The sequence below is a fragment of the Psychroserpens ponticola genome, assembly GCF_023556315.2.
GTDB classification, from domain to species: Bacteria; Bacteroidota; Bacteroidia; order Flavobacteriales; family Flavobacteriaceae; genus Psychroserpens; species Psychroserpens ponticola.
This window is the reverse complement of record NZ_CP116221.1, coordinates 1,357,666-1,381,832: the sequence shown is the minus strand read 5'-3', so window position 1 is coordinate 1,381,832 and position 24,167 is coordinate 1,357,666. Positions and strand designations below refer to the sequence as shown.

11 protein-coding genes are annotated in these 24,167 nt (G+C 33.9%); 7 read left to right on the top strand and 4 right to left on the bottom strand.

Annotation, left to right across the window (positions count from 1 at the left end):
* Positions 1-78 precede the first annotated feature (78 nt).
* The 5 genes from MUN68_RS06150 to MUN68_RS06130 are packed head-to-tail and all read left to right on the top strand — an operon-like array spanning position 79 to position 5,057.
* Positions 79-1,011 (top strand): hypothetical protein, encoded by a 933-nt coding sequence (locus MUN68_RS06150; protein ID WP_249993999.1) that lies wholly within the window; start codon positions 79-81, stop codon positions 1,009-1,011.
* Between the two features lie 17 nt (positions 1,012-1,028).
* A complete protein-coding gene (dnaX, locus tag MUN68_RS06145) occupies positions 1,029-2,750 on the top strand; it encodes a DNA polymerase III subunit gamma/tau (RefSeq protein WP_249993997.1) in 1,722 nt (573 codons plus the stop codon).
* Positions 2,751-2,770: 20 nt separating this feature from the next.
* The gene (locus MUN68_RS06140) at positions 2,771-3,331 is read left to right on the top strand and encodes a hypothetical protein (protein WP_249993995.1); all 561 of its coding nucleotides are present in this window, start codon (positions 2,771-2,773) and stop codon (positions 3,329-3,331) included.
* Position 3,332: 1 nt separating this feature from the next.
* Positions 3,333-3,914, top strand: a complete 582-nt coding sequence (miaE, locus tag MUN68_RS06135; protein WP_249993993.1) for a tRNA-(ms[2]io[6]A)-hydroxylase — start codon at positions 3,333-3,335, stop codon at positions 3,912-3,914.
* A 39-nt stretch (positions 3,915-3,953) separates the two neighbouring features.
* A complete protein-coding gene (locus MUN68_RS06130) occupies positions 3,954-5,057 on the top strand; it encodes a T9SS type A sorting domain-containing protein (RefSeq protein ID WP_249993991.1) in 1,104 nt (367 codons plus the stop codon).
* Between the two features lie 50 nt (positions 5,058-5,107).
* Here the strand turns inward: MUN68_RS06130 and MUN68_RS06125 are convergent, their stop codons facing one another.
* The 4 genes from MUN68_RS06125 to MUN68_RS06110 all read right to left on the bottom strand — a co-directional run bounded on the left by MUN68_RS06125 (position 5,108) and on the right by MUN68_RS06110 (position 9,252).
* Entirely contained in the window at positions 5,108-5,638 is a 531-nt protein-coding gene (locus tag MUN68_RS06125; protein WP_249993990.1) for a porin family protein, read from the bottom strand.
* Between the two features lie 167 nt (positions 5,639-5,805).
* Positions 5,806-6,711 carry a Ppx/GppA phosphatase family protein gene (locus tag MUN68_RS06120; protein ID WP_249993988.1) on the bottom strand — a complete coding sequence of 302 codons (906 nt, stop codon included), beginning with the start codon at positions 6,709-6,711 and terminating at the stop codon, positions 5,806-5,808.
* A gap of 1 nt (position 6,712) precedes the next feature.
* Positions 6,713-8,767, bottom strand: a complete 2,055-nt coding sequence (gene ppk1 / locus MUN68_RS06115) for a polyphosphate kinase 1 (protein WP_249993986.1) — start codon at positions 8,765-8,767, stop codon at positions 6,713-6,715.
* Positions 8,767-9,252: a SixA phosphatase family protein gene (locus tag MUN68_RS06110; protein ID WP_249993984.1), complete on the bottom strand. Its 486-nt coding sequence runs from the start codon at positions 9,250-9,252 to the stop codon at positions 8,767-8,769. The genes ppk1 and MUN68_RS06110 overlap by 1 nt, the downstream gene beginning before the upstream one ends.
* 324 nt (positions 9,253-9,576) lie before the next feature.
* Here MUN68_RS06110 and MUN68_RS06105 point away from each other — a divergent pair, with 324 nt between their 5' ends.
* Together MUN68_RS06105 and MUN68_RS06100 are read left to right on the top strand one after the other, a co-directional pair.
* Positions 9,577-10,080 carry a hypothetical protein gene (locus MUN68_RS06105; RefSeq protein WP_249993982.1) on the top strand — a complete coding sequence of 168 codons (504 nt, stop codon included), beginning with the start codon at positions 9,577-9,579 and terminating at the stop codon, positions 10,078-10,080.
* Positions 10,081-10,124: 44 nt separating this feature from the next.
* Positions 10,125-24,161 carry an HYR-like domain-containing protein gene (locus MUN68_RS06100; RefSeq protein ID WP_272792411.1) on the top strand — a complete coding sequence of 4,679 codons (14,037 nt, stop codon included), beginning with the start codon at positions 10,125-10,127 and terminating at the stop codon, positions 24,159-24,161.
* The last annotated feature ends 6 nt before the right edge of the window (positions 24,162-24,167 follow it).

The following is a 24,167-nucleotide window of genomic DNA, read 5'->3' as shown; positions in this document are numbered from 1 at the left end:
AGCAAAGTTAGCAATTAATTAGCTTGTGAAACGTATATAAAAACTGTATTTTTGTTTGCCAAATTTTTTATAAAAAACATGAGAAAAATAACTTTAGTACTTGCTTTCATATTTTTATTTTCTTCTTCAATTTTCGCTCAAATGGGAATGAAAAAAATGATAGAAGACGTAAAAAAATTACAAGAAAGAACGCTACTTGTTGTTCTTGAAGATGTCGAAGATAATAAAGAGGCATTCAATTCTAACTTTGAAACAGTAATTGATCGCGAATGGAGTTTTAATACTAATATTCAATATGTAACTAAATCTGAATTTAAAGAGTTAAAAAAAGATAAGAAAAATAGAAATAATTTTGGATATATCTCATATGCTGCAAAAGGAAAAGACGGCATTTATCCTCCACAATCTTTACTAGTAGGATTGCTTGAAAATACAAGCGTAATATTATTTCAGTACATTGATCATGACGGCAAATTAAGTTTAGGTGATTTAATCTTCAGTACAGCCAAAGCAAATTTATATATGACTGGACTAGTTGATTATAAGAAAATGAGTATGAAGGAAATGAAAAAGAAAATGAAAGAGAGCTCAGGTTTGACTGAAGTATTGAAATCAAAAACTCTTTTAATTGATGAAAAAGACCTAACAAAAGATGCAAGAAAGGATCTTGAATCAAATTATAAACTTGCTTATAAAATTGTTAATCGTTCTGAAATAGATAAAGCAATAGTAGATAAGGACAAGGAAGTCGTTTATTTAAGATTTCAATATATCATCAATCCAACATCTAAGAAAAAGACTGGCAATGTTACTGGAAGTAGTGGTTTAACGGCAAGTGTTTCTTTTAAAAGCTTAAATATAATATCAATAAGCAAAGGAATTTATGATGCAAAAGATGGCATGATGATAGTTGATTTGAATCCACCAAAAGGAGGTATTCAAATAAAAGTTAAATCTGAACGTCAAAAAATAACAAAAAAAGATATTAAAAACTTACTTAAAATTAAGTAATATTCAACTTTATTTCAATGGAACATTTCATCGTATCGGCTCGAAAGTATAGACCACAAACGTTTAAGGACGTTGTTGGTCAGCAAGCGATTACCAATACGTTATTGAATGCCATTGAAAACAATCACTTAGCTCAAGCATTATTATTTACAGGTCCTCGTGGTGTTGGTAAAACAACATGCGCTCGTATTCTTGCTAAAATGATTAACAGCGATGGCACAGAAACTGAAGATGAAGATTTTGCCTTTAATATTTTCGAACTCGATGCAGCTTCTAATAATTCTGTAGACGACATAAGAAGCTTAACAGATCAAGTTCGTATTCCTCCTCAAGTTGGTAAATACAAAGTGTATATTATTGATGAGGTTCACATGTTATCTCAAGCCGCTTTTAATGCCTTTTTAAAAACATTAGAAGAACCTCCAAAGCATTGTATTTTTATTCTTGCCACTACTGAAAAACATAAAATTATACCAACCATATTATCGCGTTGTCAAATTTTTGATTTTAAACGTATTACAGTAACCGATGCCAAAGAGTATTTAAAATATATCGCCAACGAACAAGGTATAACTGCTGAAGATGATGCGCTTCATATTATTGCGCAAAAAGCTGATGGAGCCATGCGTGATGCACTTTCTATTTTTGATCGTGTGGTAAGTTTTTCAGGTAAAAACTTGACAAGACAAGCCGTTACAGAGAACTTAAATGTTCTCGATTATGAAACCTATTTTAAAAGTACCGACTTAATTCTGGAAAATAAAATTCCAGAGTTACTGATTCAGTTTAATGAAACATTGTCGAAAGGTTTTGATGGTCATCATTATATTTCAGGCTTAGCCTCTCACTTTAGAGATTTATTAGTCTGTCAAAATGAACAAACCTTAGAACTTTTAGAAGTTGGAGACGACACCAAACTCAAATACCAAGAGCAATCAAGAAAATCTAGTCATGCATTTCTTATAAAAGGTATAGAACTCGCTAATGATTGTGATCTCAAATATAAAAGTAGCCGAAATCAACGCTTACTCGTTGAACTCTGTATCATGCAATTAGCCTCTATCACTTTTGATGGAGAAAAAAAAAATAGCAAACATTACATAATACCAGCATCTTACTTTAAAGCTAAAGGCATTACTCCTATTCCTGTAGTTATTCCTAAAGAACATAAGTCAATTGAAAATTCTACTGACAGTGATCTCAAAGTAGAAAAATCTCAAGACGCAGATTCTTCCTACTCCAATACACCTTTACCGAAAATTGAATTAAAGAAAGATACAAGAACTTCAGGTCTATCGTTAAAAAGTATAAAAGCAAAAAAGGAACATCTCATCAGACAAATGGAAGTTGTAATTGATGAAGATGATTTACCAAAAGAAGACGTTACAGAAGCTGCATTTTTAAAAACATGGAATTCTTACATTAAAATTCTACATAAAAAAGGAGAAAAAATCATGGCTTCAATTCTGGAGATGGATTCTCCAAAACTCGTCAACACCAACATTGAAATCACGTTTCCTAACGAAACACTAAAAGTAGAATTAGAAAGAGCTCAGTACCCTTTAATGGAATATTTACGTAAGACACTAAGAAATTACGACTTAAAACTAGATATTCATGTTAATGAAGAAGCTTCGAAAAAATATGTCTTCACTGATCAAGATAAATATGAAAAGTTAAAAGAAAAGAATCCAAATATTGAATTACTCAGAAATACGTTTGGTTTAGATATTCACTAATTTTTAGTTAATTTTAGATTATGAAAAAATCAGCATTAATAATATTACTTATAGCTATTGGTTTCTTTAGCTGTGACAGACGAGGCAGTGCTAGAGAACATCTTCAGAATTCAATTTCAGAGTTTAATAAAAAACATACCGATTTAGATCTCATAACGTATTATCCTGAATCTTATACAGAAGTTCAAACAGATTCTATTATTTCAAATACATTTAGAGTTAGCATAAAGAATTATTCTAGAATGGATGCACAAATACTTATGAGTTCTGAAACAACTGATAAAAAAACAAAAATTAAATACCATCGAATTTTTGAATCTGAAATCAATATCGCTTTAGTGTCTAAAAATATACTGAGTACAACTATTAATGCTGAAGACTTTAAAAACACATTGCAATCTGAATTTTGGAATAATGCAACCCTTGAACATGTTTGGGTAAATCAAGAAACTTCAAATACTAATGAAGTTAATTTGGGAATTTCATTTCTAAATCCAAAAAATAAAGCCTACAAATTGTATGAGCTTGTTGTAACTGCTGATGGCAAACAAGATTTAAATTTAATAGAAGAACACAGTTAATATGCTAGGTTTAAAACTACCAACTGATCCTCGTTGGGTAAATATTGTTGAGAAAAATATTGAAGATATTTTAACAGATCATGCCTATTGCGAACAAAAAGCGACAAGCACTGCAATTTCTTTAATTGTTAGTTTTCCTGAATATACCGAATTGGTACAGGAAATGGTTGCGCTTGTAAAGGAAGAAATCAGCCATTTTAAAATGGTTCATGATCGGATTTTAGCTAAGGGTTGGACTTTAGGCAGAGACCGAAAAGACGAGTATGTACTTCAGTTATTGAAATTTTTCCCAAAAGGCGGAAGCAGAACCACACAATTAGTTCATCGTTTATTATATGCCGCTTTAATTGAAGCTCGAAGTTGTGAACGTTTCAGATTGCTGTCTGAAGCATTAGAAGATAAAGACCTTGCAGAATTCTACAGAAAATTAATGGTCAGTGAAGCTAATCATTACACCATGTTTTTAGGATTTGCTAGACAATATGGAGACCGAAAAGAGGTTGACAAAAAATGGGAACAACTTCTTGAATATGAGGCAGATATTATGAAAAATTTAGGCAAACAGCAAACCATTCATGGATAATTTTCACTATATTTATATATAGAAAATTATCTACTCACTATGAAACACATCTACTTAATTGCTTTATTGTTTACTACTTCAATCTCATTTGCACAAAATGATTTACTAGGCGTATGGTTTTTAAACCAAATTGAAGTCGATGATGTGATTCACCCAAATTACTATAATAATACAAGTCAATTTGAATTAGAATTTGTTGAGTCTTCAGAAAACGAAGGTGAATTCGATTTTTTTGGATCAGGACCTTGTGATTCATTTGGAGGTATCTCAACAGCAAGTCAAAGTACTATAACCTTTAGCGGACTTAATTTCACATTATTAGGACCTTGTTCTAATGCTCCAGAAATGCTTTTTGAAACTATTTATTTTTCAATATTTGAAAATCAAAGTGTTCCGTTTGATTTTCAATATGTAATTACTGGTGAAAATGATGATCAAATTTTAACAATTACAAATCCTGTAACTGGAGATGAAGCTGTCTATGGTAGAATTCCAAATTTAGAAGAACTCACTCAAACATGGTATCTGTCTAGGATAGAAATTCCTGGAAATCCAACAATTGAAATTCCAGTAACTGAAAGTCCATCATTAACAATTACTAACGATATAAATCCACTTACTTTTAAAACAATGGCTTTTGGTGATGGAGATTGCAATGCTTTTATGAGCGATTATGAAGTTACTTTAAATAATGGTAATGCTATTCAATTGCTTGACTTCTCACCTACACTAGCTTTTTGTACTTCAGATTATGAAGACGAATATTTTAGTATCGTTGGTGAGATTTCAAATAATTTCTCTGAATTCGAAATTACAAATAACGGAATGACTTTAACTATGACAGACTTATTAGGTGCTAGATTAGTATTTGGTGATGAGCCACTTTCTATTTTAGAAAATGAAAAAAGTGCATTGCATATATCTTTAATAAAGAACCCTGTTGCTTCCGAAATTAACTTATCGATTAGTCAGTCTGTTAACAAATTAAATTATCAAATTTATTCCATAGAAGGAAAACTTATAAAGGAAGCGCATCTTAATTCAGATTCCATAAATGTAGAAACATTGAATTCTGGATTATATTTTATTCGATTTTCAAATAATGAACAACAGGTTCAGACCATAAAATTTATTAAACAATAAAAAAAGCCTCAATAAATACTGAGGCTTTTCATTTATATAAATAATCTGTTTTAAATTTTTATACCAAACCCGAATTGAAACGTTGTGTTTTGTGCTTCAACATCTGTTAGGTCTTTATCTAAGATGTTACTAAGTCCGTAATGTACACGAGCATCAATAAATAATTCATCGGTAATCATGTATTCTAAACCACCAACTCCAGAGAATGTTAATGTTGAAAATCCGTCTTGATCAGCCCAAGTCTTTAAACTAAGCATTGGTCCTGCACCAAAAGTAAATTTATTCCCAATAGCGAAACGAGCCATAATTGGAAGTTGAATATAATCAGCTTTTAACGTTTCATGTTTACCACCTTCAGCAGAATACTGTAATTCGGCTAAAATTGAAAAATTATCGCTAATACCATAATCAACAAAACCTCCAAAAGCAAAACCATTTCTGTGTTGATTATCAAAAGTTGCATCAGGATCAAAATCTAAGTTTGAGATGTTAAAAGCTCCTCTAACACCATAACTAGTGCCTTGAGCAAATGATAGTGTAGTAATACTAACAAATAATAAAGTAAGGATAAGTGATTTCATTTTTATAATATTTTATTTTAAATTAACTCAACTACTATAATTGAGCATTTTCAAAATGTTGTTATATAAAACAGCATAGATTTGAGACTGCTAATATATAATGAAAATTGAAATTAAGAAATAAATAACGGATATCTCGTAAAAAAAGAGGTCAAACAACTTAATTTTTAAAGGTTTATGCTTGAAACTGTTCCATAATACACACTTTTGATGATACCATCTGAAAGTCCGATTTTTGGCACATAGATGTCTTTTGCTCCACTCCACTTCATTGCAGAAAGGTAAATTCTTGTTGCAGGAATAATAACATCTGCTCTATCTTGGTTAAGTTCTAATTCGGTAATTCGTTCTTCATAAGAATAGGTTTGAAGTTTATTATAATAAGATGTTAAGTAAAAATAAGTCAACGGTTTACCCATCGTTTTTCCTGAAATTTTAAATATTTTATTAATGTTTCCACCAGAACCAATTAAATCCAAAGCATCATAACCTTTCGTGTTTTTTTTAATCCATTCTTCTAATTCAAACCAAGTCTCTTTTTTAACAATATCATTTAAAAGTCTTACAGTACCAATTTTAAATGATCTAGAAGCAACCGTATTTCCGTGATGAATTACTGAAAATTCTGTACTTCCTCCACCAACATCAACATATAAATACGTTTTATCTTCTTTAATATAAGAATGTAAATCTGTTGCAGCAATAATAGCAGCTTCCTCTTCTCCGTTTATGATATCTATATTTATTTTAGCCGTTTTAGAAATAAGCTTTACCATTTCTTTACCATTATCTGCTTCTCGCATTGCTGATGTAGCGCAAGCTTTGTACTTAACAATTTTATGGGATTTCATTAATAATTTAAAAGCCACCATAGTATCAAGCATACGCTGTTTATTCTCTTCGGAAATTTCCCCATTCAAAAACACGTCAGCACCTAGACGAATAGGCACACGAACTAAGGACGTTTTTTTGAACTTAGTAGGCCTATCTTTTTGTTCAATAATACTTGATATTAAAAGTCTAACAGCATTAGATCCTATATCAATAGCTGCGTATTTTTTAATGCTTAACATATTAGGAATTCAGTTTTTCTTTAAAATAATTATAAAGTGCAAATTGGGTTCTTACTTTAGGAAGGTCATTTTGCCTATACTCATTAGTTTGGAATTCATTAATTATTCTTGCCTTTACATTATCCTTCCAACAAATATCAAAAATGTTTAGCAATTCTTCTTTAATATCATCTTGATAAATAGGGCAACTGACTTCTACTCTATTTTCAATATTTCTAGTCATCCAGTCTGCTGAAGAAATATACACTTTGTTATCGTTATCATTACAGAATAGATATAATCTGGTATGCTCTAAAAATTTATCAATAATACTTATAACTTCAATGTTCTCGCTCATTCCTTTCACTCCAGGAATCAAACAACATATACCTCTCACAATCATTTGAATTTTTACACCAGCTCTACTGGCTTCATACAACTTATCAATCATACTATAACTAGAAATACTATTCAGCTTGAGTTTTATAAATGCTGGTTTTCCTTGTTTTACGTTTTCAATTTCAGTGTCAATTAAGGCAAATAGTTTTGATTTTGTATAATGAGGAGATGTAATAATATGTTTATACCTATAGATCAAATAATTAGTTTGAAAAAAATTAAACACTTTATTAACGTCCTTTAATATTTTTGAATTTGATGTGAATAACGTGAAATCAGTATAAACTTTAGCAGTAGATTCATTAAAATTTCCAGTACTAATAAATCCGTATCGTTTTAATTTATTATGCTCTTCACGTTCAATAACACACATTTTACTATGTACTTTTAAACCCACTACACCAAAAAGGAGATTGACACCTTCAGCTTGCATTTGTTCTGCGTAATCAATATTTGCTTGTTCGTCAAATCTCGCACGTAATTCAATGACTACTGTTACTTTTTTTCCATTTTTAGCAGCGTTTATCAATGAACTAGCAACATGAGAAATTTGAGCAAGTCTATATATTGTGATTTTTATGGTTTTAACTTGAGGATCTAAAGCAGCTTCTCTTAAAAATTTCACGACATAAGAAAAAGTTTGATATGGTGTATGAAGTAAATAATCTTTTTCTGATATGGAAGTAAAAATACTATTTTGAAGGCTTAACCCTTTTATTTGCAAAGGCTGAATTTTATCATATAAGAGATCTGTTCTTCTCAAACTTGGAAAATCCATATAATCTCTTCTATTGTGATAACGACCTCCTGGAATCACACTATCCTTAGAATCGATACCCATTTTAGACATTAAGTACTCTAAGGTCTCTTCATCAATTGTCTTATCATAAACAAACCTTACTGGCTCTCCAATCTGTCTATCTTTTACACTATCTGAAAGTTTTTCAATAAAACTCTTACTTAAATCACTATCAAAATCAAGTTCACCATCTCTAGTGATTTTTATCATATTAGCCGAAATAGACTTGTAATTAAAGATATTGAAGATATCATTTAAGCAGTAACGTAATAAATCGTCTAATATAATGATGTAATTACCTTCTCCTTTTTTAGGTAAAACAACAAATCGATCGATCGCTTTTGGTATTTCTATTAATGCAAATTGCTTTTCACCATTATCTAAAACCATTTTCACTGCCAAATATGCAGCACTATCTTTCAATAAAGGCAGTTCCAGCAGGTCGTTTAAAATAATCGTTACTAAAGCTGGACTAACATTTTGTATGTAATAATCTTTTATAAACTTATGATGAAATTCATCAATTTGTGTTTCATTTATAATAAAGATATTTTCTTTATCGAGTTTACTCTGAATTTTACTTAGAATTTCTAAGCTATAACTTTGTTGCTTAATAACAATTTTAGTAATAATTTCTAAAAGTTCACCAGCTTTTACACCTCCTAATTCACTTTTACCTCCTTTACCAGCTTCATCAATTCGCTTAACTGTTGCATACCTTACTTTAAAAAACTCATCAAGGTTATTTGAAAATATTCCTAAAAATCTTAACCTTTCAATTAGAGGTACGCTTTCATCTTCTGCTTCTTGTAATACGCGTTCATTAAATTGAAGCCAACTTAATTCACGATTTATATAGCTATTTTTTTCTTTTACCATTATTTTAAATCCCTTGGGAAAATTGTAAGTTTTGTAATACCGTTTTTAACGTTTTGCCACGTATTGACATCAAAGTTTAGAACAACTAAACCACTTGTAGGAAGGTTGTCTATAAATTGGTCTCCAAATATATTGCAAATAGATGTGAATGCATGATTATGACCAAAAATCATAACTTTTTCATAACTATCATCAATTTGGGTTATAAAATCTATAACATTTTGCCCCTCAAAATCATATAATTCGTCTTTAACATGTATGATTTTATCATCAAAATCTAAGTTTTTAATGAAAATATCACAAGTAGTTAAGGCTCTTTTTGCCGGACTTGAAAAAATAATATCAGGTATAAAAGCAACGTTTTTAAACGATTTAGAAACTAAGGCTGCATCATTAAAACCCCTTTTATTTAGTGGTCTTTCAGCATCACTAACATCATGTTTCCATGAAGATTTTGCATGCCTAATTAGTAGTAATTGTCTCATAATTATTCGATGAAGTGTAATATTTTATCGATAAAATGTTGCATAATTCCGTTTTAACGATTATTTTCGTCCTTTCAACATTTAAATTTGTTAACCTATTTGGTTATCATTTCATTTGTTCACATTAAATATAATGTTTATGACCCCAAATCAAAAATATATTAATAAATCCATTTATGTGGTATTTCTTACCGCAGTTCTTCCCTCAAAATATATTGGATATCTAATTAAGTATCATCATAATACTTGATTAAAACTCTTATATGTAATAGTATTATTAAACATCGCTAAGCGAATACAAAATTTGAATTAAATTTTATAATTATGAAATTAATAGCAACTTTAATTATAGCATGCTTTGCTATGACATTATCTGCGTCAAGTAAAAATGATTGTAGCGCCCAACTAATTGTTGAAAAAAACAGAAACTCTAAATCTGCTGACGAAGATGGTGCTCAATTCATATTGGTTCTCACAAATACTTCTCAAGAAACTAAGACGTTCAATTTGTCGGCTAAAAATCTTTCAGAACCATGCAACAACAATAATTCACAATATAATAGAGGTACTAGTTCTGAAAGTGCACCATTAGATGTTTCATTTCAGAATAATGGTATAAATAGAAACAACGCAAATACCGCTTCTAAATTTAATATAACATTGAATAGTGGTGAATCATACAAATTTATTGTAAACGCAGAGGCTCCAAAGGGAACGCCTTTAAATACATGGAGTTGTATTGAAGTAGAAGCTAAGTCTACAGATTGTAAATCAATCTCTGAGACTCAAACATTAAGTGTTTACGTAGCTGACCCTTCTGAGGGATAATATTTGTAAGTAAGATTTAAAAACAGGTTTTAAAGAAAAAATCGATGAAAAATAAATTACAATTTCAAAAAAGAAATGTTAAGAATGTAGCTAAACTTTTGTTTGCTTTTTCATTTCTATTTTCTATTAATATTCTATCTGGTCAACAAGTAATTGTTAATAAGGATATCGTAGAAAACGTAGATGTTTGCACACAATTTGATGTGACTTTAGAGATCATAGGTAAACCACCAAAAAGTCCGCAAGAAGTTGTATTAATTATTGATAGATCTGGAAGTATGGATGATGGTCCTGTGCCAGAACCAATAGATTACGCTCAAGATGCTGCTATCGCTTTTGTTAATAATTTCTTTTTACCCGCAAACAATCCGACTGGCTTAAACAAAGTTGCATTAGTAACTTTTAGCTCTTCTGCAAGTGTTGATATAGGTCTAACTTTAAGTGCTGGTAAGCAAGATGTTATTGATGAAATTAATGGGATTTCTACTAGTGGATGGACAAATACTCAAGGAGCTCTTATCGCTGCTGACAACCTTTTAACAAATACGGGTACTTTTGATTGTGCAACTTCAAGAAGTATTATACTGCTATCTGATGGTGTAGCAACATACAGAAATGGTAGTAATAACTCATGTAGCTCTACTACATCTGGAACTATATGCCAAACATCAGCAATAACTGCTGGAAATAATGCACAAACCACTTACGTTAGTGGCGAAGAATTTGAACAGAGTATTTTTACTATAGGATTAGTAGGAGCTATTAGTGGTACTGAACAAACAATAGCCTTAAATACTCTTAATAGCATACAAAATGCTGGTGCTTTTTCGACTGAAAACAATGCAGATTTAAATAGCATTTATGATGCAATTTTAGGTCAATTAGTACCTGCTGCAACCCAATTACCTGGTCAAGCACTCGTTTCTGACACTGTTGCTAATGGTTTTTCAATTGTGCCAGGAAGTGTTGTTGCAAGTAAAGGAACAACGTCGTATACTGATCCATTGTTATTATGGTATGTTGACGATCTATTTGAAGAAACTATAACATTAAACTATACAATTACTCCAGACAATTCAACAGTATGTGGCCCTCAATCATCCGGAAACACAATTATTAATTATGAAGATGCCATGTGTGAAATCGAATCTTTGGTGTTTAATAATCCAAGTTTTTGTGTGCCTTGTCCAGAAATAACACCTAGTATCTCTAGAGTTGGATGTACAAATTCGATTAATTATTCAGCTACACTTGAACAAAATGGTTGTGTCTCTACTGAGGATTCATTTGTATGGAATTTTTATTTAGATGGAAATCTTATTGGTTCATCTATAAATCTTTTAGGAGTTTATTCTTATCCAGGAACACCAGATACATTTGAAGGTGTATTTACTGCTGATTTAACATATTCTGGCACATTTGGAGCAACTTGTTCTATGCCAAGTATTGATGCTCAAGCTGAAATTATTATTCCTGATGTTATTGAAGCAACAGTTTCTACAACAGATATACTTTGTTATGATGGTGCAACTGGAGCTATAGATGTGACTATTACAGGTGGTACTCCTCCTTATACATTTTTATGGGATAATGGAGAAGTCACGGAAGATCTATCAGGAATTACTGCTGGAACATATTCGGTTACAATTACTGATTCATCTGGATGTAATATCATTATTAATGATAGTGAAATTACTCAACCAACTGAATTAACTGTTAGTGTAACATCGACATCTAACGCAGATTGCTCGGGAAATAATTCTGGTGAATTAACTGTTGAAGCTTCTGGTGGTATTCCTCCTTATATGTATTCAATTGATGGTGGAAATAACTACCAAGCATCTGGAACTTTTTCAAACCTTACTCAAGGAACTTATACGATTAATGTTATTGATGATAATGATTGTCCCGTAACTACAAACAATATTATTATTAATGATGATGATTCTGAAAACCCTGAAATTACTGCTCCTGAAGATTATACCATAGAAGGTTGTGATGTTTCTGCTATTACTGGTTTATCATATAATGAAACTTCTACTACTATTACATTAGCTCAATTAGAAAATGCTATAGATGGAAATGGAACTGCTTCAGATATAGATGGTACTATTGCCTCTATTACTTATTCTGACACAAGTTCTGGAACTTGTACTATTCTAGTAACTAGAACTTTTATTGTTACTGATGCATGTGGAAATTCTGCCTCAGATACACAAACTATAACTATTAAAGATACAACAGCTCCAGATCTAATTATTCCACCTAATAAAAATAGAGAATGTACTGAGGATACCAATCCTCCTAATACTGGAACTGCTACAGCTACTGATGATTGTGGAACTGCTACTGTAACATTTACAGATAGTTCTGATGGTGCTTGCGGTAACACTGAAACTATTACTAGAACTTGGACTGCAACTGATGCTTGTGGTAATTCTGTTTCGGAAACCCAAACAATTACTGTTGTAGATACAACTCCTCCAACTATAACAATACCTGCTAATTCAACTGTAGAATGTACTGATAGTACTAACCCTTCTGCTACTGGTAATGCTACTGCTACTGATACTTGTGGTACTGCTACTATTTCTTTTACTGATAGTAGTGTTACTAATTGTGGTAATACGGAAACTATTACTAGAACTTGGACTGCAACTGATGAATGTGGAAACTCTGTTTCTGATACTCAAACAATTACTGTTGAAGATAATATTGCGCCAAATTTATCGGCTTGTACTATTGATAATACTGTTTTAGAATGTTCTGATACTGAAAACGAAACACTTGCTGATGCTTGGGATACAGCCAATATTGCAGCACTTGAATCTTGTGCTACTGACACTTGTGATACAGACTTTACTGGTCAAGTGACTTCTGATTACGATTTTGATAACTTAAATACAACTTGTGGTCCTTGTGGAACTATCAATGTAATTTATACAATTACTGATGACTGTGGAAACTCTTCTACGCTTTCTGCAACTCTTACTTTTGATGATGGAACTATTCCTGATTTATCAAACTGCTCAGTAACCGATGAAGCTATAGAATGTTCTGGTACTGATAATGAAACTCTAGCTAACGATTGGAATGCTACTAACATTACTGCGCTTGAAAATTGTGCTGATGATCTTGGTGTGACTGTAACTTCAAATTATGATTTTAATAATTTAAGTTCTACGTGTGGTCAAGGTGGTACAATTGCGGTTGTCTATACAATTACTGATGATTGTGGAAATGCTACAACGCTTAATGCGACGCTTACGCTTGAAGATACTTCGGCTCCTGATTTAACTAATTGTTCGGTTACTGATGCTGCGATTGAATGTTCTGGTACTGATAACCAGACTTTAGCTAACGATTGGAATGCGGCTAACATTACTGCACTTGAAGCTTGTGTGGCTGATACGTGTGATACAGATTTCTCTGGTCAGATAACTTCTGATTATAACTTTAATAATTTAAGTTCTACTTGTGGTCAAGGTGGTACAATTGCGGTTGTTTATACAATCACTGATGATTGTGGAAATGCTACAACACTTAATGCAACACTTACGCTTGAAGATACTTCGGCTCCTGATTTAACTAATTGTTCGGTTACTGATGCTGCGATTGAATGTTCTGGTACTGATAATGAAACTCTAGCTAACAATTGGAATGCGGCTAACATTACTGCGCTTGAATCTTGTGTAGCTGATACTTGTGATACAGACTTTACAGGTCAGATTACTTCTAATTATAACTTTAATAATTTAAGTTCTACTTGTGGTCAAGGTGGTACAATTGCGGTTGTTTATACAATTACTGATGATTGTGGAAACGCAACAACGCTTAATGCAACACTTACGCTTGAAGATACTTCGGCTCCTGATTTAACTAATTGTTCGGTTACTGATGCTGCGATTGAATGTTCTGGTACTGATAATGAAACTCTAGCTAACGATTGGAATGCTGCTAACATTACTGCGCTTGAAGCTTGTGTGGCTGATACGTGTGATACAGATTTCTCTGGTCAGATTACTTCTGATTATAACTTTAATAATTTAAGTTCTACGTGTGGTCAAGGTGGTACAATTGCTGTTGTCTATACAATCACTGATGATTGTGGAAATGCTACAACACTTAATGCGACACTTACCCTTGAAGATACTTCTGCTCCTGATTTAACTAATTGTTCGGTTACTGATGCTGCGATTGAATGTTCTGGTACTGATAATGAAACTCTAGCTAACGATTGGAATGCTGCTAACATTACTGCGCTTGAAGCTTGTGTGGCTGATACTTGTGATACAGACTTTACAGGTCAGATAACTTCTGATTATAACTTTAATAATCTAAGTTCTACGTGTGGTCAAGGTGGTACAATTGCGGTTGTTTATACAATCACTGATGATTGTGGAAACGCAACAACGCTTAATGCAACACTTACCCTTGAAGATACTTCGGCTCCTGATTTAACTAATTGTTCGGTTACTGATGCTGCGATTGAATGTTCTGGTACTGATAATGAAACTCTAGCGAACGATTGGAATGCTGCTAACATTACTGCGCTTGAAGCTTGTGTAGCTGATACTTGTGATACAGACTTTACAGGTCAGATAACTTCTGATTATAACTTTAATAATTTAAGTTCTACGTGTGGTCAAGGTGGTACAATTGCGGTTGTTTATACAATCACTGATGATTGTGGAAACGCAACAACGCTTAATGCAACACTTACCCTTGAAGATACTTCGGCTCCTGATTTAACAAACTGTTCGGTTACTGATACTGCGATTGAATGTTCTGGTACTGATAATGAAACTCTAGCGAACGATTGGAATGCTGCTAACATTACTGCGCTTGAATCTTGTGTGGCTGATACGTGTGATACAGACTTCTCTGGTCAGATTACTTCTGATTATGATTTTAATAATTTAAGCTCTACTTGTGGTCAAGGTGGTACAATTGCGGTTGTTTATACAATCACTGATGATTGTGGAAATGCTACAACACTTAATGCGACACTTACCCTTGAAGACACTTCGGCTCCTGATTTAACAAACTGTTCGGTTACTGATGCTGCGATTGAATGTTCTGGTACTGATAATGAAACTCTAGCTAACGATTGGAATACTGCTAACATTACTGCGCTTGAAGCTTGCGTAGCTGACACGTGTGATACAGATTTCTCTGGTCAGATAACTTCTGATTATGACTTTAATAATTTAAGTTCTACGTGTGGTCAAGGTGGTACAATTGCTGTTGTTTATACAATTACTGATGATTGTGGAAATGCTACAACACTTAATGCAACACTTACTCTTCAAGACACTTCTGCTCCTGATTTAACTAATTGTTCGGTTACTGATGCTGCGATTGAATGTTCTGGTACTGATAATGAAACTCTAGCTAACGATTGGAATGCTGCTAACATTACTGCACTTGAATCTTGTGTGGCTGATACGTGTGATACAGATTTCTCTGGTCAGATAACTTCTGATTATAACTTTAATAATTTAAGTTCTACGTGTGGTCAAGGTGGTACAATTGCTGTTGTTTATACAATCACTGATGATTGTGGAAATGCTACAACACTTAATGCGACACTTACGCTTGAAGATACTTCGGCTCCTGATTTAACGAATTGTTCTGTTACTGATGCTGCTATTGAATGTTCTGGTACTGATAATGAAACTCTAGCGAACGATTGGAATACTGCTAACATTACTGCGCTTGAATCTTGCGTAGCTGACACATGTGATACAGATTTCTCTGGTCAGATAACTTCTGATTATAACTTTAATAATTTAAGTTCTACTTGTGGTCAAGGTGGTACAATTGCTGTTGTTTATACAATCACTGATGATTGTGGAAATGCTACAACGCTTAATGCAACACTTACCCTTGAAGACACTTCTGCTCCTGATTTAACAAACTGTTCTGTTGAAAACACAGTATTAGAATGTTCTGATACAGAAAACGAAACACTTGCTGATGCTTGGGATGCTGCAAATATTGCTGCACTTGAAACGTGTGTGGCTGATACGTGTGATACAGACTTTACAGGTCAGATTACTTCTGATTACGATTTTGATAACTTAAATACAACTTGTGGTCCTTGTGGTACTATAAATGTTATTTATACAATTACTGATGATTGTGGGAATGCTACAACACTTAATGCAACACTTACTTTTGATGATGGAACTATTCCTGATTTATCAAACTGTTCTGTTACTGATGCTGCTATTGAATGTTCTGGTACTGATAATGAAACTCTAGCTAACGATTGGAATGCAACTAACATTACTGCGCTTGAAAATTGTGCTGATGATCTTGGTGTGACTGTAACTTCTGATTATGTATTTACTAACCTAGTTACCACTTGTGGTCAAGGTGGTACAATTGCTGTTGTTTATACAATTACTGATGATTGTGGAAACGCAACAACTCTTAATGCAACGCTTACTCTTGAAGACACCTCTGCTCCTGATTTAACTAATTGTTCGGTTACTGATGCTGCGATTGAATGTTCTGGTACTGATAATGAAACTCTAGCTAACGATTGGAATGCTGCTAACATTACAGCGCTTGAAGCTTGTGTGGCTGACACGTGTGATACAGATTTCTCTGGTCAGATAACTTCTGATTATAACTTTAATAATTTAAGCTCTACTTGTGGTCAAAATGGTACAATTGCGGTTGTCTATACAATTACTGATGATTGTGGAAATGATACAACGCTTAATGCAACGCTTACTCTTGAAGACACCTCTGCTCCTGATTTAACTAATTGTTCGGTTACTGATGTTGCGATTGAATGTTCTGGTACTGATAATGAGAATTTAGCGAACGATTGGAATGCTGCTAATATTACTGCGCTTGAAGCTTGTGTGGCTGATACTTGTGATACAGATTTCTCTGGTCAGATAACTTCTGATTATAACTTTAATAATTTAAGTTCTACTTGTGGTCAAAATGGTACAATTGCTGTTGTTTATACAATCACTGATGATTGTGGAAACGCAACAACTCTTAATGCAACACTTACCCTTGAAGATACTTCGGCTCCTGATTTAACGAATTGTTCGGTTACTGATGCTGCGATTGAATGTTCTGGTACTGATAACCAGACTTTAGCTAACGATTGGAATGCTGATAACATTACTGCTCTTGAAGCTTGTGTGGCTGATACGTGTGATACAGATTTCTCTGGTCAGATAACTTCTGATTATAACTTTAATAATTTAAGTTCTACTTGTGGTCAAGGTGGTACAATTGCGGTTGTTTATACAATCACTGATGATTGTGGAAACGCAACAACGCTTAATGCAACACTTACGCTTGAAGATACTTCGGCTCCTGATTTAACTAATTGTTCGGTTACTGATGCTGCTATTGAATGTTCTGGTACTGATAACCAGACTTTAGCTAACGATTGGAATGTTGCTAACATTACTGCGCTTGAATCTTGTGTAGCTGACACGTGTGATACAGATTTCTCTGGTCAGATTACTTCTGATTATGACTTTAATAATTTAAGTTCTACGTGTGGTCAAGGTGGTACAATTGCGGTTGTTTATACAATTACTGATGATTGTGGAAACGCAACAACTCTTAATGCAACACTTACGCTTGAAGATACTTCGGCTCCTGATTTAACGAACTGTTCGGTTACTAATGCTGCGATTGAATGTTCTGGTACTGATAACCAGACTTTAGCTAACGATTGGAATACTGCTAACATTACTGCACTTGAAGCTTGTGTAGCTGATACTTGTGATACAGATTTCTCTGGTCAGATTACTTCTAATTATAACTTTAATAATTTAAGTTCTACTTGTGGTCAAGGTGGTACAATTGCGGTTGTTTATACAATTACTGATGATTGTGGAAACGCAACAACTCTTAATGCAACACTTACGCTTGAAGATACTTCGGCTCCTGATTTAACGAATTGTTCGGTTACTGATGCTGCGATTGAATGTTCTGGTACTGATAACCAGACTTTAGCTAACGATTGGAATGCTGCTAACATTACTGCTCTTGAATCTTGTGTGGCTGATACGTGTGATACAGATTTCTCTGGTCAGATCACTTCTGATTATGACTTTAATAATTTAAGTTCTACTTGTGGTCAAGGTGGTACAATTGCTGTTGTTTATACAATTACTGATGATTGTGGAAATGCTACAACTCTTAATGCAACACTTACGCTTGAAGATACTTCGGCTCCTGATTTAACTAATTGTTCGGTTACTGATGCTGCGATTGAATGTTCTGGTACTGATAATGAAACTCTAGCTAACGATTGGAATACTGCTAACATTACTGCGCTTGAAGCTTGCGTAGCTGACACGTGTGATACAGATTTCTCTGGTCAGATTACTTCTGATTATAACTTTAATAATTTAAGTTCTACTTGTGGTCAAGGTGGTACAATTGCTGTTGTTTATACAATTACTGATGATTGTGGAAATGCTACAACACTTAATGCAACACTTACTCTTGAAGATACTTCGGCTCCTGATTTAACTAATTGTTCTGTTGAAAATACTGTGTTAGAATGTTCTGATACAGAAAATGAAACTTTAGCTGATGCTTGGAATACTGCTAATATTGCTGCACTTGAAACTTGTGTGGCTGATACGTGTGATACAGACTTTACTGGTCAGGTAACTTCTGATTATGACTTCAACAACTTAAATACAACTTGTGGTCCTTGTGGTACTATCAATGTAACTTATACAATCACTGATGATTGTGGCAATAGTTCTTCTAGAACTGTAACATTGACTTTTGATGATGGAACTATTCCTGATTTATCTAACTGCTCTGTTACTGATGCCGCTATTGAATGTTCTGGTACAGATAATCAAACTCTAGCTAACGATTGGAATGCTACTAACATTACTGCGCTTGAAAATTGTGCTGATGATCTTGGTGTGACTGTAACTTCAAATTATGATTTTAACAATCTAAGTTCTACTTGTGGTCAAGGTGGTACAATTGCGGTTGTCTATACAATTACTGATGATTGTGGAAACGCAACAACTTTAAATGCGACACTTACTCTTGAAGACACTTCGGCTCCTGATTTAACTAATTGTTCGGTTACTGATGCTGCGATTGAATGTTCTGGTACTGATAACCAGACTTTAGCTAACGATTGGAATGCTGCTAACATTACTGCGCTTGAATCTTGTGTGGCTGATACGTGTGATACAGATTTCTCTGGTCAGATAACTTCTGATTATAACTTTAATAATTTAAGTTCTACGTGTGGTCAAGGTGGTACAATTGCTGTTGTTTATACAATCACTGATGATTGTGGAAATGCTACAACACTTAATGCGACACTTACTCTTGAAGATACTTCGGCTCCTGATTTAACTAATTGTTCGGTTACTGATGCTGCGATTGAATGTTCTGGTACTGATAACCAGACTTTAGCTAACGATTGGAATACTGCTAACATTACTGCGCTTGAAGCTTGTGTGGCTGATACGTGTGATACAGACTTTACAGGTCAGATTACTTCTGATTATGACTTTAATAATTTAAGTTCTACTTGTGGTCTAGGTGGTACAATTGCTGTTGTTTATACAATCACTGATGATTGTGGAAATGCTACAACATTAAGTGCGACGCTTACGCTTGAAGATACTTCGGCTCCTGATTTAACTAATTGTTCTGTTACTGATGCTGCGATTGAATGTTCTGGTACTGATAATGAAACTCTAGCGAACGATTGGAATACTGCTAACATTACTGCACTTGAAGCTTGTGTAGCTGACACATGTGATACAGATTTCTCTGGTCAGATTACTTCTGATTATAACTTTAATAATTTAAGTTCTACGTGTGGTCAAGGTGGTACAATTGCTGTTGTTTATACAATCACTGATGATTGTGGAAATGCTACAACGCTTAATGCAACACTTACCCTTGAAGACACTTCTGCTCCTGATATAACAAACTGTTCTGTTGAAAACACAGTATTAGAATGTTCTGATACAGAAAACGAAACACTTGCTGATGCTTGGGATGCTGCAAATATTGCTGCACTTGAAACTTGTGTGGCTGATACGTGTGATACAGACTTTATTGGTCAAGTGACTTCTGATTACGATTTTGATAACTTAAATACAACTTGTGGTCCTTGTGGTACTATAAATGTTATTTATACAATTACTGATGATTGTGGGAATGCTACAACACTTAATGCGACACTTACGTTTGATGATGGAACTATTCCTGATTTATCGAACTGTTCTGTAACTGATGAAGCTATTGAATGTGGTGGAGATAATAATGAAACTTTAGCTAACGATTGGAATGCTAATAACATTACTGCTCTTGAAACTTGTGCTGATGACCTAGCTGTTACTGTAACTTCTGATTATGCATTTGCTAACCTAGTTGCCACTTGTGGTCAAACTGGTACTATCGCTGTAGTTTATACAATTACAGATGATTGTGGAAACGCAACAACATTAAATGCTACACTTACTATTGAAGACACAACACCTCCAACATTTACGGTTCCTAATGATGTTACCATTGAATGTGATCAAGATTCTAACGATCTAAATATTACTGGTGATGTAACTGATGAAACTGATGCATGTTCTGGTAGTATTGAAGCGACTTTCACTGATGCGGTTGCTGATGGGAATTGTGCGAACGAATCTATCATTACAAGAACTTGGACGCTTGTTGATGAGTGTGACAATACAACTACTTTTGATCAAACGATTACTGTTGAAGATAACACTGCTCCTACGTTCTCTGTTCCTGAAAGTATTACTGTGGAATGTGATGTAGATGTCAATGACTTAACATTAACTGGTGACGTTACTGATGAAGCTGATAATTGTTCTACTGATTTAGAAGCGACTTTCACTGATGCGGTTGCTGATGGTAACTGTGCGAACGAATCTATTATTACAAGAACTTGGACGCTTGTTGATGAGTGTGAGAATACAACTACTTTTGATCAAACGATTACTGTTGAAGATAACACTGCTCCTACGTTCTCTGTTCCTGAAAGTATTACTGTGGAATGTGATGTAGATGTCAATGACTTAACATTAACTGGCGACGTTACTGATGAAGCTGATAATTGTTCTACTGATTTAGAAGCGACTTTTACTGATGCGGTTGCTGATGGTAACTGTGCGAACGAATCTATCATTACAAGAACTTGGACGCTTGTTGATGAATGTGACAATACAACTACTTTTGATCAAACGATTACTATTGAAGATAACACTGCTCCTACGTTCACCGTTCCTGAAAGTATTACTGTGGAATGTGATGTAGATGTCAATGACTTAACATTAACTGGCGACGTTACTGATGAAGCTGATAATTGTTCTACTGATTTAGAAGCGACTTTTACTGATGCGGTTGCTGATGGAAATTGCGCTAATGAATCTATTATTACCAGAACTTGGACGCTTGTTGATGAATGTGACAATACGACAACATTTGATCAAACGATTACTGTTGAAGATAACACTGCTCCTACGTTCACCGTTCCTGAAAGTATTACTGTGGAATGTGATGTAGATGTCAATGACTTAACATTAACTGGCGACGTTACTGATGAAGCTGATAATTGTTCTACTGATTTAGAAGCGACTTTTACTGATGCGGTTGCTGATGGAAATTGCGCTAATGAATCTATCATTACCAGAACTTGGACGCTTGTTGATGAATGTGACAATACGACAACATTTGATCAAACGATTACTGTTGAAGATAACACTGCTCCTACGTTCACCGTTCCTGAAAGTATTACTGTGGAATGTGATGTAGATGTCAATGACTTAACATTAACTGGTGACGTTACTGATGAAGCTGATAATTGTTCTACTGATTTAGAAGCGACTTTTACTGATGCGGTTGCTGATGGAAATTGCGCTAATGAATCTATCATTACAAGAACTTGGACGCTTGTTGATGAGTGTGACAATACAACTACTTTTGATCAAACGATTACTGTTGAAGATAACACTGCTCCTACGTTCACCGTTCCTGAAAGTATTACTGTGGAATGTGATGTAGATGTCAATGACTTAACATTAACTGGCGACGTTACTGATGAAGCTGATAATTGTTCTACTGATTTAGAAGCGACTTTTACTGATGCGGTTGCTGATGGTAACTGTGCAAACGAATCTATCATTACAAGAACTTGGACGCTTGTTGATGAATGTGACAATACGACAACATTTGATCAAACGATTACTGTTGAAGATAACACTGCTCCTACGTTCTCTGTTCCTGAAAGTATTACTGTGGAATGTGATGTAGATGTCAATGACTTAACATTAACTGGCGACGTTACTGATGAAGCTGATAATTGTTCTACTGATTTAGAAGCGACTTTTACTGATGCGGTTGCTGATGGAAATTGCGCTAATGAATCTATTATTACAAGAACTTGGACACTTGTTGATGAGTGTGAGAATACGACAACATTTGATCAAACGATTACTGTTGAAGATAACACTGCTCCTACGTTCACTGTTCCTACAGATATTAATGTTGAATGTGATGTAGATGTCAATGACTTAACATTAACTGGTGACGTTACTGATGAAGCTGATAATTGTTCTACTGATTTAGAAGCGACTTTTACTGATGCGGTTGCTGATGGTAACTGTGCGAACGAATCTATCATTACAAGAACTTGGACACTTGTTGATGAGTGTGAGAATACGACAACATTTGATCAAACGATTACTGTTGAAGATAACACTGCTCCTACGTTCACCGTTCCTGAAAGTATTACTGTGGAATGTGATGTAGATGTCAATGACTTAACATTAACTGGCGACGTTACTGATGAAGCTGATAATTGTTCTACAGATTTAGAAGCGACTTTTACTGATGCGGTTGCTGATGGAAATTGCGCTAATGAATCTATTATTACCAGAACTTGGACACTTGTTGATGAGTGCGAGAATACGACAACATTTGATCAAACGATTACTGTTGAAGATAACACTGCTCCTACGTTCACTGTTCCTACAGATATTAATGTTGAATGTGATGTAGATGTTGATGACTTAAGCTTAACTGGTGATGTTACAGATGAATCTGATAACTGTTCTACTGGACTAGAAGCAACTTATACAGATACAATTGTTGCTGGCACGTGTCCAAGTGAATTTGTTATCACAAGAACATGGTCTGTTTCAGATGAGTGTGAGAATACAACTTCATTTGATCAAATTATTACTGTTCAAGATACGACTGCGCCTGCTTTAGTTTCTGATTTAGAAGAAATATTTGTAGTCTGTAATGATATTCCTGAAGTACCAGAATTAGTATTTGAAGATGCTTGTTCTACAAATATGACTGTAACTTTTACAGAGAATTCAACTTCTGATGGAACAGTAGAAGATTATATTATCATAAGAGAATGGCTTGTAGAAGATGAATGTGGAAATCAAGCATTATATACACAACAAATTAATGTTGGTGTACAAAATGAAGTTATTGCAGTAAATCCTGGAGCGCTTTGTATCTTAGAAGATTTTAATTTTGATCTTTTCAGTACTTTATCTGGAAACTATGATACAGATGGTGTGTGGACAGTCACTCTAGGAGATGCAACTTTAGATGGTAGCTTATTTAACCCTTCTGATTTATTAGATATTAATGATGAATACACTGATGCTGATTTAGGTGATTATATATTCACTTATACAGTTGGAGGTCTTTGTCCAAGTGAAACTGAAGTAACAATAACGATTGATGATGAATGTCGTGTTTTACCTTGTGGTGAAGAAGACCTAATCATATCTAAAGCTGTCACAGTAAACAACGATGGTATTAACGAATTCTTTACCGTTGAAGGTGTTGAAGATTGTGGCTTTGTTATAGAGTTAATGATATTCAATCGTTGGGGAGCAAAAATTTATGATAATTCTAATTATAAAAATAATTGGAATGGAGCCTCATCAAATGGTTCAATAGGAAATTCTGGATCTGTCCCAACTGGAACATACTATTACATAATAACCTTAAAAAATAGCGGATTAAGACCTATTACAGGTCCAATCTATGTATCAACAAACTAAATCTTA

Bases quoted from the DNA above. Each gene is read 5' to 3' on its own strand.
- MUN68_RS06150 (WP_249993999.1), top strand. From the start codon at position 79: ATGAGAAAAATAACTTTAGTACTTGCTTTCATATTTTTATTTTCTTCT.
- dnaX (WP_249993997.1), top strand. From the start codon at position 1,029: ATGGAACATTTCATCGTATCGGCTCGAAAGTATAGACCACAAACGTTT.
- MUN68_RS06140 (WP_249993995.1), top strand. From the start codon at position 2,771: ATGAAAAAATCAGCATTAATAATATTACTTATAGCTATTGGTTTCTTT.
- miaE (WP_249993993.1), top strand. From the start codon at position 3,333: ATGCTAGGTTTAAAACTACCAACTGATCCTCGTTGGGTAAATATTGTT.
- MUN68_RS06130 (WP_249993991.1), top strand. From the start codon at position 3,954: ATGAAACACATCTACTTAATTGCTTTATTGTTTACTACTTCAATCTCA.
- MUN68_RS06125 (WP_249993990.1), bottom strand. From the start codon at position 5,638: ATGAAATCACTTATCCTTACTTTATTATTTGTTAGTATTACTACACTA.
- MUN68_RS06120 (WP_249993988.1), bottom strand. From the start codon at position 6,711: ATGTTAAGCATTAAAAAATACGCAGCTATTGATATAGGATCTAATGCT.
- ppk1 (WP_249993986.1), bottom strand. From the start codon at position 8,767: ATGGTAAAAGAAAAAAATAGCTATATAAATCGTGAATTAAGTTGGCTT.
- MUN68_RS06110 (WP_249993984.1), bottom strand. From the start codon at position 9,252: ATGAGACAATTACTACTAATTAGGCATGCAAAATCTTCATGGAAACAT.
- MUN68_RS06105 (WP_249993982.1), top strand. From the start codon at position 9,577: ATGAAATTAATAGCAACTTTAATTATAGCATGCTTTGCTATGACATTA.
- MUN68_RS06100 (WP_272792411.1), top strand. From the start codon at position 10,125: ATGAAAAATAAATTACAATTTCAAAAAAGAAATGTTAAGAATGTAGCT.